General features: G+C 32.6%; 10 protein-coding genes. 4 read left to right on the plus strand and 6 right to left on the minus strand.

Annotation, left to right across the window (positions count from 1 at the left end; genetic code table 11):
- Nucleotides 1-83 precede the first annotated feature (83 nt).
- A complete protein-coding gene (locus P0R33_RS10375) occupies nucleotides 84-2,780 on the minus strand; it encodes a carboxypeptidase-like regulatory domain-containing protein (protein WP_276175365.1) in 2,697 nt (898 codons plus the stop codon).
- 78 nt (nucleotides 2,781-2,858) lie between these two features.
- Nucleotides 2,859-3,749: a GLPGLI family protein gene (locus P0R33_RS10380; RefSeq protein ID WP_276175366.1), complete on the minus strand. Its 891-nt coding sequence runs from the start codon at nucleotides 3,747-3,749 to the stop codon at nucleotides 2,859-2,861.
- 227 nt (nucleotides 3,750-3,976) lie between these two features.
- Between P0R33_RS10380 and P0R33_RS10385 the strand changes: the two genes are divergently transcribed.
- The 4 genes from P0R33_RS10385 (at nucleotide 3,977) to P0R33_RS10400 (ending at nucleotide 6,225) form a co-directional block, all read left to right on the plus strand.
- A complete protein-coding gene (locus P0R33_RS10385) occupies nucleotides 3,977-4,780 on the plus strand; it encodes a hypothetical protein (protein ID WP_276175367.1) in 804 nt (267 codons plus the stop codon).
- Nucleotides 4,780-5,394: a deoxynucleoside kinase gene (locus tag P0R33_RS10390; RefSeq protein WP_229354545.1), complete on the plus strand. Its 615-nt coding sequence runs from the start codon at nucleotides 4,780-4,782 to the stop codon at nucleotides 5,392-5,394. The genes P0R33_RS10385 and P0R33_RS10390 overlap by 1 nt, the downstream gene beginning before the upstream one ends.
- Nucleotides 5,395-5,558: 164 nt before the next feature.
- Nucleotides 5,559-5,855: a type II toxin-antitoxin system HigB family toxin gene (locus tag P0R33_RS10395; protein WP_276175368.1), complete on the plus strand. Its 297-nt coding sequence runs from the start codon at nucleotides 5,559-5,561 to the stop codon at nucleotides 5,853-5,855.
- Between the two features lies 1 nt (nucleotide 5,856).
- Nucleotides 5,857-6,225: a DNA-binding protein gene (locus P0R33_RS10400; protein WP_276175369.1), complete on the plus strand. Its 369-nt coding sequence runs from the start codon at nucleotides 5,857-5,859 to the stop codon at nucleotides 6,223-6,225.
- A 57-nt stretch (nucleotides 6,226-6,282) separates the two neighbouring features.
- On the opposite strand, the gene P0R33_RS10405 is transcribed toward P0R33_RS10400, so the two are convergent.
- The 4 genes from P0R33_RS10405 to P0R33_RS10420 all read right to left on the minus strand — a co-directional run bounded on the left by P0R33_RS10405 (nucleotide 6,283) and on the right by P0R33_RS10420 (nucleotide 12,837).
- Nucleotides 6,283-8,832 (minus strand): sodium-translocating pyrophosphatase, encoded by a 2,550-nt coding sequence (locus P0R33_RS10405; RefSeq protein ID WP_276175370.1) that lies wholly within the window; start codon nucleotides 8,830-8,832, stop codon nucleotides 6,283-6,285.
- Nucleotides 8,833-8,945: 113 nt separating this feature from the next.
- On the minus strand, nucleotides 8,946-9,476 hold the full coding sequence (locus P0R33_RS10410) for an inorganic diphosphatase (protein ID WP_276175371.1): 531 nt from the start codon (nucleotides 9,474-9,476) through the stop codon (nucleotides 8,946-8,948).
- A 111-nt stretch (nucleotides 9,477-9,587) separates the two neighbouring features.
- A complete protein-coding gene (locus tag P0R33_RS10415; RefSeq protein ID WP_276175372.1) occupies nucleotides 9,588-10,187 on the minus strand; it encodes a DNA-3-methyladenine glycosylase 2 family protein in 600 nt (199 codons plus the stop codon).
- Between the two features lie 148 nt (nucleotides 10,188-10,335).
- Nucleotides 10,336-12,837: a DUF5686 family protein gene (locus tag P0R33_RS10420; protein WP_276175373.1), complete on the minus strand. Its 2,502-nt coding sequence runs from the start codon at nucleotides 12,835-12,837 to the stop codon at nucleotides 10,336-10,338.
- Nucleotides 12,838-12,874: the final 37 nt, after the last annotated feature.

Raw genomic sequence — 12,874 nt, forward strand, 5'->3', positions numbered from 1 at the left:
AAATTTGGCTGTTAATATTGATGTAAAGATATTCCATTCCTTTTAAAATTAAATGTCTTGACTTCAAAATTCAGCCAAATGTCTTATAAATTGTATTTCATCGAAAAGATAATGTAGCGCGGCTGAACCGTATATTGCGAAACTCGTGTAGAGAATTGCGTAAAATTATCATCGTTAAGATATCTTGTATTTAACAAATTGGTTGCCGAGACTTTATATTCCCATTTGCTGTTTTTCTTTTGATAAATTAAACTAGCACTTAAAAAATCGTATTCATTATCTACCGATTTATCTCCGTTGTAATAATGATAAAATTCGTATTCAGATACAAAAGAAAAACTGTCTAAGAAATAATAATCTAATTTGGCAAATGGCTTATCGGTATAAAAAGTAGATCCGCTGTATTTATTAATCAAAAGATTGTATCCAAATTCAATATTTGGAAGTTTTTTGTAATTTGTCGAAGCTCTTACTGTATAACTCTGCACAAAACTTTCTGTTGTTCTTTGTTCACTATCTTGAATGTTGTTGAATTTTGACCAGTTCAAACTTGCGTTTGCAGAAGCTTTATAGTTTTTTAAAAATGAACGTCCGTAAGCTCCCATTCCAGAAAAAGTTTCATCTGCTAAATTTGAATTATAAGGAACTGAAGACTGGTTAATTCCATCAAAATCTGCTTTTGTTTTAATTGCATCCACTTTTTTGGTATAAGTTGCATTGGCAAAAATGTTCTCAAAATTGAACATATTATATTTGAAATAACGAAGCGAATGAACCTGAGAAGTTGCATTTTCTAAATAACGATCTCCACGAAACAAACTACTGTAATTAGACAAAACATAACCCGCTGCCAACTGGTTAATATCGGTAAAATCATTCGTTAAAGAGAAATTATAAGTCAACGTCTCTGATTTTTTGATTTGATATAAAGCGAAGAAATCTGGCAAAACTTTAGTAAAACTTTGAGAATAATCGGTTCCCAATTGTCCGTTTGTCATTTGATAAGTATGCAAGCTTACTCCAGGCGTCAGGGTAAATTTTCCTGTTAGAATTTTATAATGAAAACCGACGAAAGCATCATTAAATCTGTAATCTACGTCATTATTGTTTTGAGGATCATTCAAATCATTTCTATCTCCATTATCTAACATCTGAAAAATATGAGAATTGAAATTCTGATACGAATATGTATTTCCTAATGTAATATTGAAATTACTTTTTGGAGTTACCATATAATAGTAATCCAATTTTGCATCCAACTTATTCGTTTTCACAAAACGATTCTGATTGTAATCATTTCTATTTTGATTTGGAGTAAACCCAGTTAAAACATCCTCATCAAAAGGAGCTGTTTGTAAATTGGCATTATAAAATGGATTTTCGTCCTGATACAAATGCTGCGCTTCAAATGCAAAAATATTTTTAGTGCTTTGCGTATAATACAAACTCAAATTCTGATTAACAGAAGTTGGATCTTGCTTTTTTGTTGTAAAAATATCTTCTGAAGTCGCAACATTCTTCACAATCTGTTCTCTAAACAAATCAGAATATTCTTCTTGTTTGGTCAATTTGGTTAAGATATCATAATCAAACTGAAATTTGTCGCTTGGCTTATAAGTTGAACTTAATTTAAAAAGTCCCAAATTATTTTTCTGGCTTGTATTTTCGTTACGATTGTCCTTATTTCCAGAATCCAAAATTGTGGTCTGCGATTTAGTTTCTAATTCTGTTTTTGATGTTGAAAGAATTCCGAAACCGCTCAAATTCCAAGCTTTGTTAATCGAATAAGCAAAGTTTGTTGCGCCAAATTTGGTCTCAATTTCTTTGGCTCTATTATTTCTTAAAAGTGAAATTCCTAAGTCATTAGAAGAAACATTAAAACTGCTTCCGCCTTTTTTCATCATGTTTTTAAATCCGCCCGTGAACTTAAAATAATCTTGTGCTGTTAAAGGCAATTCACCAATATTATTAAAATTGGTAATTAAATTAATGCTGTATTTCGGACTATAATAAAAGAGTTTTGGGTTAATAATATAACGACTGTCTAATTCTGCAACGCCAATTCCTGCCGTAACATCTCCAAACCAAAAGTTCTTTTTTCCTTCTTTCAATTTAATATTCATAGCCACATTATCCTGATCATTTTCAAGACCTTTTAATTGGCTTACTTCGTTATAATTTCGTAAAACCTGAACTTTATCAATAGCATCTGCCGGAATATTTTTAACGCCTAATTTGGTATCTCCATCAAAAAAATCTTTGCCTTCTACCATTAATTTGCTCACTTTCTTTCCTTCAACCTCAATTTCTCCATCAGCATTTACCTCAACACCTGGAAGTTTTTTCAATACATCTTCTAGCTTTTTTTCTGTTCCAGATTTAAAAGAATCGGCATTGTAAACAATTGTATCTCCTTTGATTGAAACTGGCATTTCGCGAACAATTTCAACACCTTCTAATTCAATTCCTGCTCCATCCAAAACAATATTTTGAGTCATATTTTCAGATTTTGTTGCAACTGGAATTTCTTTAGATTTCATTCCGAGATAACTTACTTTTATGGTATAAGCAGTATTTGGTTTTAAAGTAAGCTGAAATTTTCCTTTGTCATTGGTAATTCCGTACGAATCCATTGCTTTTGTGCCGTTGTTAATTGCCATAATATTGGCCATTTCAAGCGGATTTTTCTGTTCATCTTGAATTAAACCATCAAAACGAACACTTTGCGAAAAGCATACAGAAGTAAAAAGTAAGGCAAAAACAAAAAGTATTTTATTCATTATAAGAATATTGAAATTTGCACCTGAACGTAACGTATAGGCGAAATAATGTTTTAAACTATCGGAATTTTATAAATTTTATCTTCCCATAGGAGGTGGTGGTCCGCCTGCACGACCACGATTCATTTCTCTAAATTCCTCCATTTTTTTAATTACCGTTTCATCGTATTCTTTCTGAGAGATTACTTTTCCTTTTTTAGATGGCTTCATTTCTACTTTTTCTTTGGCATTTAGAACAATTTTCGAACATAGAATTGTTGTCGTTCCGTCGTTGATTTCTAAAATTAAACCGGGAAGTCCCCAATAATTTTCTGGGCCTTGATTCACCGGAATTTCTGGTGTATACCAAGCCGTAACCACAATTTCTTTTGGTATTTCGAAGTTATCCGCAAAGTTCGTCTTTGTTTCTCCAGAAGTTTTTTTAGTTTCCTCTTTTTTAGAATCGTCGTTGTTCTTAGGTCTGAAGTTTCTAAAATCGGTTTTACTAGCCGCTTTTACAGCTGTAGCTTTGAAACAGTTATAACCGCCAATTTGTTTGGTTTCTTGTTCTAATTTCCAGTTTAATTTTGGAAGAGAATCTACAACAAGAAATTCCTTGCCCATAAATTCTTTATCAACTGTATATGATTTTGCTTTCACATCTTTATAGAAAGTGCCTCCACCGCCTGTCAATGAACCAAACATTACACGAAAACCGCCTTGCTGCCCTGGCGCTTCTAGTTTTTCTTCTTCTTTATAGATTGAAGCCGATTTATCGAAATTTAAAATAAAGGTTTTTTCTAACATTTTCTTCATACGCTCTTCCATGCTTTTTTGCATTTCTGGCGTAATGTCTCTGTTTCCGCGCATTCCTTCAAATTTCGGGGCTTGAGTTTTTGACTCATAAACAGCCATTCCTTGAAAATCTTTTTGAGCCTGAATTTGTACAGAAACAAGCATTAGTGTCATGTAAAAAAATAATTTCTTCATTTTATTTTCTTTAAAGTTGGGTAAATCCGATAAAACTTACATTCAAATGTATTACTAATTTTAAAATCCAAAAAATTAAATATATTAACGGCTATAGGACATAGATAGAACCGCTTATTTTTTAGACTATTAGAATAAAAAAAGGTTTAAGCACCAAAAGTGGTTTTCTAACGAAGGTTTTTTGTAATTTGGTACTCTTGTAAATCAATTTTCTCATGTCAAAAAAGGTGCAAAAAATTATATTTTCTTTTCTTGCTTTCTGCACTATAAATGCGGTTTCTGCCCAGAATTCAAGCATAAACCCTACTTTACTTTCGCATTTTAAAAATAATTCAGATCAGTTTTTAGGATTTGACGCTTTTGGATATTCTTATCAAATTAAAAACAATGTTTTTAGCAAAGTAAAGGGAAATGAACTTTTTGAATATAAAAATGTTTCATTGGGAAAAATCACCAAAGTCGATTTACAAAATCCGTTGAAAATAGTATTGTTTTACGAAGATTTTAATAGTGTTGTTTTGTTAGATAATCAACTAAATAAAATGACTGAAATTAATTTTTCTCAAAATCCGTCACCAATTGTAGTTACGGCAGTCGGAATGTCAACACAAAATCAGCTTTGGATTTACAATGCCTTAAACCAACAAGTTAGTCTTTTTGATTATTTAAAAAACGAATACAAAACCGTTTCTATTCCGTTAACAGAGCCAATTAAGTATTATCAAACTGATTTTAATACTTTTATTTGGATTGATAAAAAAAACAATTGGTATTCTTGCGATATTTTTGGCAAAATAACTTTATTGGGCAAAATAGCTGATTTTGATAAAATTGCCATAGTTAGTTCTTCACAATATCTTTTCACTAAAGATAATTTATTGTTTTTTAAAGGAATTGACAAATCAAATCCTGATGCTGTTTCTGAGATTAAAATTTTAGAAAAAACCTTTGACAATTTTTATTACAAAGAACAAATTTTATCTATTTTTACAGCTACAGATATATCAAATTATAAAATCGTAACACCGTAATGCACATAGCAATAGCAGGAAACATAGGCGCAGGAAAGACCACTCTAACCAAATTATTAGCGAAACATTTCAAATGGGAACCTCATTATGAAGATGTAGTTGATAATCCGTATTTGGATGATTTTTACCATCAAATGGAGCGCTGGTCGTTTAATCTTCAGATTTATTTCCTAAACAGCCGTTTTCGTCAAGTGCAGCAAATTCGCGAAAGCGGAAAAAAAATCATTCAAGACAGAACGATTTATGAAGATGCGCATATTTTCGCTCCCAACTTATATGCAATGGGATTAATGACAAGTCGTGATTTTGAAAATTACACGTCTTTGTTTGAATTAATGGAATCGTTGGTTAAAGCTCCAGATTTATTGATTTATTTAAGAAGTTCTATTCCGAATTTGGTTGGACAGATTCACAAACGCGGACGCGAATATGAAAACTCTATTTCTATCGATTATTTAAGCCGTTTGAATGAAAGATACGAAGCTTGGATTCAGACTTATGCTAAAGGAAAATTATTGATTATTGATGTTGACAATATTAATTTTGTTGACAATCCTGAAGATTTAGGAGATATCATTAACAGAATTGATGCTGAATTGAATGGGTTGTTTTAAAACACGAATTACACAGATTTACACGAAATAAAAAATGCCTCTAAATAATTTGAGAGGCATTTTTTGTTTTTTCGAACAAAATTATTTATAATTATTTTCTTACTTTTGTTTGTCGAATAAAATTTCCCGTATTGGGAAAATTCATTATCTTTGTCAAACTAAGTATGAGAATAATAGCAAAAAGAACATTGCAAAATTTTTGGGAAAGATTTCCAAATTCAAAACAACAATTGTTAGCTTGGTATCAAGTATTTGATAAAAATAATTTTGATAATTCAAATGCCATAAAATCATTTTTTGGGACAGCAGATTTCGTAGGTAACAATAAAGTAGTTTTCAATATTTGCGGAAATCATTATCGCTTAATTGTAAAAATCAATTACGAAACTCAAATTGTCTATATTCTTTTTGTTGGAACACATAACGAATATGATGATTTAAAAGATATTAAAAATTTGTAAAATGAATATAAAACCAATAAAAACAGAGGAAGATTACAGTTTGGCTTTAGAAAAAGTTAATTCTCTTTTTGATGCAAAGCCTGACACTATCGAAGGTGACGAGTTAGATATTCTAGTTACACTGATAGAGAAATACGAACAGATACATTACCCAATTCCAGAACCCGATCCAATTGAAGCAATTCGGTTCATGATGGAACAAAATGGATTAACTGATTCCGATTTAGGGATTATTTTAAACAGCAGATCAAGAGTCTCTGAATTATTTAATCGAAAAAGAGCATTGACAATAAAGCAAATCAGAGTGTTAAATGAAAAACTTCATATTCCAGCATCAACTTTAATAAAAGAATATGCTTTAAACCTATAAAAAATGCCTCTAAAATTATTTAGAGGCATTTTTGTTTAAGAAACTTTGTTAAAGTTATTATTTAGCAGCTTCAACTTTCGCTAAAACTTCTTCTTCTGTTCCTTCAAAAACTTCAGTTGTTGTTTTACCATTTTCTGTTTTAGTAACAGTTCCAGTCGTTTTTCCGTTTATATTTTTAACTTCCACTTTCACAGATGATTTCTCATATTTGCTAGTGTCAAAGCAATCCGTTTTTTTATAAGGATTTCCATTTTCATCAAAATGAGCTAAACATTTAGCTGTTTCTTCTGGCGAACAACCTTTTTCTTTACACATTTTAATGCACTCTTCTTTTGTCATTTTAGACAAATCACCACATTTAGAAACTCCGCCAGCGTGTAGTTCTGTTTTAGCACAGCAAGAAGCTTTTCCTGCAATGTCAGAATGTGCATTTCCTTCGCCCAAAATTGGCGCAATTACCAACCCTATTAAACAAGTTAATTTGATTAAAATATTCATTGAAGGTCCAGAAGTATCTTTAAACGGATCTCCAACAGTATCTCCAGTCACGGCTGCTTTATGCGCATCTGAACCTTTATAAGTCATTTCGCCGTTGATCATAACTCCAGCTTCGAAAGATTTCTTAGCGTTGTCCCAAGCACCTCCTGCATTGTTTTGGAAAACTGCCCAAAGAACACCAGAAACGGTAACTCCAGCCATATATCCTCCTAACATTTCAGCAATTAACTGATTATTGTCTGAATAAACTAACTTACCTAAAAGAACAATTAAAATAGGAAAACCAATTGTTAGAATTCCTGGCAGCATCATTTCGCGAAGAGCGGCTTTTGTAGAAATTTCAACGCATTTTCCATATTCAGGTTTTCCTGTTCCTTCCATAATTCCAGCAATTTCCTTGAACTGGCGGCGAACTTCGTACACCATATCCATTGCTGCTTTTCCAACAGAATTCATTGCCAAAGCAGAGAAAACCACAGGAATCATTCCTCCGACAAATAACATTGCTAAAACAGGTGCTTTAAAAATATTGATTCCGTCAATTCCTGTAAAGGTTACATAAGCCGCAAATAAAGCCAATGAAGTTAAAGCTGCAGAAGCAATTGCAAAACCTTTTCCAGTTGCTGCTGTCGTATTTCCTACTGAATCTAAAATATCTGTTCTTGTACGAACTTCTTTTGGCAATTCGCTCATTTCTGCTATTCCACCCGCATTATCAGAAATTGGTCCGAAAGCATCAATTGCTAATTGCATTGCTGTTGTTGCCATCATTGCTGAAGCAGCCAGTGCCACTCCATAAAATCCTGCCAAAGCATACGAGATCCAGATTGCTACAGCAAATAAAATTACAGTTGGAAAAGTAGAAATCATTCCTGTCGCCAAACCTGCAATTACGTTTGTTCCTGCACCAGTTGATGATTTTTGAACAATTGCCAAAACGGGTTTTGTACCTAATCCTGTATAATATTCTGTTACTGATGAGATTGCTCCACCAACAACTAATCCAACTAGAGTTGCGTAGAAAACTCTCATTGATGAAATCGCTTTAGAGCCTTCACCAAAGAAACTCATCTGCATGGTTTCTGGTAACATATATTGTACTAAAAAGAAACAAGCCACCGCTGTTAAAATAATAGAAACCCAGTTTCCTACATTTAATGCTTTCTGTACTTGAGCTTCTCTTGCGTTATCGTCTGAAATTTTCACTAAAAGTGTTCCTATAATAGAAAATATGATTCCGAAACCAGCAATTGCCATTGGAAGCAATATTGGTCCAATTCCGCCAAAAGCATCATTGATACTTCCGCCCATATCTTTTATCACATAGTTTCCTAGCACCATTGCGGCTAAAACCGTTGCTACATACGAACCAAATAAATCAGCTCCCATCCCCGCAACGTCACCAACATTATCTCCTACGTTATCAGCAATTGTTGCCGGATTACGCGGATCATCTTCTGGAATTCCTGCTTCTACTTTACCCACTAAATCGGCACCAACGTCAGCAGCTTTTGTATAGATTCCACCTCCAACTCTGGCAAACAATGCAATAGATTCTGCACCAAGCGAAAAACCTGCTAAAGTTTCTAAAACAACTGTCATTGTATCGGTATCTTTCCAAACTCCGTCAGAAAAAAGATTAAAGAAAATTATAAAGAAAGCTGTCAAACCTAAAACAGCCAAACCTGCAACACCTAAACCCATTACGGTTCCGCCTCCAAAAGAAACTTTTAAGGCCTGCGGTAAACTGGTACGTGCTGCCTGAGTGGTTCTAACGTTTGTTTTTGTTGCTATTTTCATTCCAATATTTCCTGCATAAGCAGAAAATAATGCACCAAAAATAAAGGCAATTACGATTAATAAATGTGTTTTAACTCCTGGGATAAAAGTAATTCCTGCCAAAGCTAAACTGGCAATAATTACGAAAATCGTTAGTAATTTATATTCTGCTTTCAGGAAGGCTAAAGCTCCTTCGTAGATGTAATCTGAAATCTCTTTCATCTTACCATCTCCGGCGTCTTGTTTTAAAACCCAACTCCTTTTTATTCCCATGAAAAGTAATCCTAAAACTGCCATGACAATAGGCAGGTAAATCATAAATGCATTCATAATATATTAATGGTTTTGGTTAATAGTCAACAATCTAACTAAAACGAATTTAAACAAAAAAGCAATACTCCTGACGGCAGTATTGCTTTTTTTATATTAGAATACGGTTAAAATTATTTAATACTAAATAATCCCTCTGGTTTATTTTCAATATCATCAAAACGCTTAGTACATTCTGCAATAATGTCAAATGCTTCTTTAACGTCTCCCCATCCTTCTACGTCTACTTTTTTGTTTTCAAGATCTTTGTAAACTTGGAAAAAGTGCTCGATTTCTTTTAATAAGTGTCCGTTAATATCTGAAAGGTCATTTAATGAATTCCAGATTGGATCTGAAACTGGTACACAAATAATTTTTTCGTCTGGTCCTTTATCATCTGCCATGTGGAAAACTCCAATTGGCTTTACTTCAATTACACATCCAGGAAAAGTTGGTTCGTTAATTAAAACTAATACATCAAGAGGATCTCCGTCTAAAGCTAAAGTTTCTGGAATAAATCCGTAATCTGCTGGGTACATCATTGAAGAGAATAACATTCTATCAAAACGCATTCTTTTAATTTCAAAATCGTACTCGTATTTATTTCTGCTTCCTCTCGGTATTTCGATTAATACATCGAAAGTCGTTAATTTGTCTGCGGTCATTTTCGTTTTTTATTGTTTCTATAATTTCGGTTGCAAAAATAACTAAAGAATCTAGTTTTACAATAAAAAACAAGGTTAAATTATCCGCATTAGAGTTTAAAAAACAAGCATTTAATAAGTAATTGTTCGATTTCTTTTTTTCAGGTAATAATGCCAAAGCAAATAAGTGGCATAAGAACGATAAGGACTCCATTGTTGAGCATGAATTTCCATTTCTTGCTTATCGTGAATATTTAATAATTCTTTTATGGTATTAATGACGGCAATATCTCCCAACGGAATCAAATCGGGCTCTTGAAGACAGAACATTAAATAGATATCAATGGTCCAATTTCCGATTCCTTTTAGTTTAATTAATTCTTCACGAACTTGCTTTGCTGATTTTAATGCTAAACTTTCAACATCTAATTCTTTACTTAAAATGGCCCTGGCTAAAATCTTAATGTATTTTGTTTTTTGACGGCTTACTCCAAAATTTCTAAATTCTTCATCTGAAAGAACAGCCATTGTCTCAGGATTGCAAGTGGTATACGATTTAATTTTTAAAAATGTAGCTTTCGCAGAATCGATAGAAACCTGCTGTTCTAAAATTAATAACACTAAAGTTTCAAAACCCTGAGGACGCTTTGGAATTTGAGGTAATCCGTATTTCTCAATAATTTCTAGAAATATTGGGTTTTTAGCTGAAAGAAAATCAATAGCTTCTTGCATAATTTTGGATTTCTAAAGTAAATCAAAAATAAGAAAAATGAAATTAGTTCTCGCAAAGCCTCAAAGCCGCAGAGTTTTTGCATAAAAAAGCCGCAAAGAATAGAAACCTTTGCGACTTTGTAACTTTGAATCTTTGTCCCTTCTTAAGCTAGAAATAAAACCCAAAAGATCCTTTTATGGCAAATTTATGTGCATCTGGCATATCTAAATAATTTCCTCTCCATGAAAAATCAAGGCGGAAAACTTTAAAGATATTTCCAATTCCTGCATTGTATTCCCAGTATACTTTTTCTGGAGCATTATATGGCAATCCCGAAGCATTAATGGCACGGTTAGCATCAGAAATAGTTCCATGAACTGCTCTAACCCCAATAAATTCTCTCCAATTTAATTTTCTCATAAATGGAATTCTAGCGAACAATCTTCCACCAAAATCATGATTCCATTGCAAAGTTGTATATTGATCGGTTACGAATTCGTAAAAATTCAAGTTACTAAACGTATTTTCTATTGTAAAATAAGTTTGGTTACCCGGAATTACACTCATTAATCCTAACGGAATTGTTCCGAATGTTTTTCCTGTTTCAATTGTAATATTTGTTCTTCCTAAAGGTCCAATAATAATTGGCTGTCTATAGAAAAGTTGAATTTTTTCGTAAGCAAAATCACTATCAAAAACACCTTTAAGTCCGTAACTAAAGTTTACGAAGAAATGGCTAAAAGGACTGTCTACTAAATCTCTTTCTACACCATAACCAATAGTTTTTCTATTTGGCATATATTCAAACTGAATATTCGCTTCTGATTGTTTTACCATACTCTGAACAACTCCCGTCGGATTTGCAGTGCTTGGCAAAGTTGTATAATAATCTAAACTAAAGGTTTTTGAAGCAGATTCTAATGTTCGATACGAAAGTCCCGCAGAAACAATAAAGTTCTTTTTGGCTTCCATTTCGATAGAAACATTACTCAAATTAATATTGGTTAATTTTCCATTACTTCCTGTTGTAAACAAAGCAGAAGATGCAAAACTTCGACCTAAAACATCATTTGTTGTAGTTAAACTAGCTCCAATTTGTTCGATGTCACGCCTATTTCCACCAGAAATAATAACTCGATTTTTCTTATCGACCATCCATTTTCCAGAAACTCCATATTTGAATTTATTATCATCAAATCCGTAAGCTGTATAAGCTTGTATACGCCAAGGATCGTTTGGTCCGAAATAGGTTCTTCCTCCTGCTCTTAATCGCAAACCTTCAACTTCATTGTAACCAAAAGTAGAGAAAATTGGCCCGAAATCGAAGTTTTTAAATTCGACATAACCACTACCTAAAATGGAGACGAGATTATACAGCTGCTTAAATCGCTTGACAGTTTGCAATGTGTCGAGCATTTTATAAATACCCGCTTCGTCTTTATTTAATTTCTCAAAACGATTTTCTTCCCAGAATTCGGGAGGTCGCTCATAAACCGCGTTATCAATAAAATTGACTTCTTCTTTATAAAACTTCTCTGGTTTCTGAATATTGAATTTATGGTTACGATACAATGTCGTTCGTTTTCCGTAAACTCCTTTTGATTTTTCTTTTTTATTTAAAGCAAAATCAGACATCATGTAATCGCGCGTTAAAAGAAAAACTGAATCGTTTTCTACTTCAAATTCTTGTTCGATGTAAATATCTTTTACCCAGTTAATATTGGCACTTTTAGTAACCCCCATATTAATTTTCTTGATGGCAAAAGTGGTATCATTTACCCAGAAATCTCCTTTGAAGGTTAATTCGTTTTTACGTCTCGGATAAAAAACAATATTAAAACACCACTTTTTATCGATATAAGCGCTGTCTTTTAATACATAGTTATAGACATCAATTCCAGTTTTAGAAAGCGGACTTGTAAAACTTTTATCAAAAAACTTAAGGTGATTATCGTAAATATTATAGTCGGAATAAAGGTCTTTTACAAAAGATAAAATCTGCTGATTCCCATTAAATCCAGACATTTTATTTCCCGTCAAATTCTCTTTAACCTTTTTCAATTTATTATCTCCGTAAACATCGTAAACCGATTCGTTGATAAAAATTGGAAGATACGTTTTTCCCGTAACATCAGAAGTATCAACATGATTGAAGACAAACTCCATTCCTTTAAAAAGTTTATTTTTCATGAATGCACTATCAATCGTGTTCATGTCAAACTCTACTTTTTCATACTTCTGCATTTGATATTGATTGAATTGGTAAAGTCCGTTTTTACGTTTTCTTTCCCAAATTTTCCTCAAAATATCCAATGCTGGATTATTTTTCTTAGAAGTTTTTCCTGTATAAATTACAACCTCATTTAGTGCTTCGGCTTCGCCTAAAACAATTTTGAAATTATAATTAACTGCTTTTTCTAAAGGAACTTCTTTATCTGAAAATCCTGCCGAAGTAACTAATAATGCTGTATAAGTATTTGGTGATTCCAAATAAAAACGTCCGTCTTCATTAGAAACAATTCCGGTATTAGAACCTTTAAAAACCACATTGGCAAAAGGTATCGGCTGGTTAGACTTGTCCAAAACAATTCCACTCACTTTCGTTTGTGCAGTAGCAATAGCCGCAAATGCGAATACAAAAAATAGGCTGAGTAAAATTATTCTTTTCATTGTCTGGGCAAAAAAAAACTTCATCAATTAACTATGA

The sequence above is a fragment of the Flavobacterium sp. YJ01 genome (assembly GCF_029320955.1).
Lineage (GTDB): Bacteria > Bacteroidota > Bacteroidia > Flavobacteriales > Flavobacteriaceae > Flavobacterium.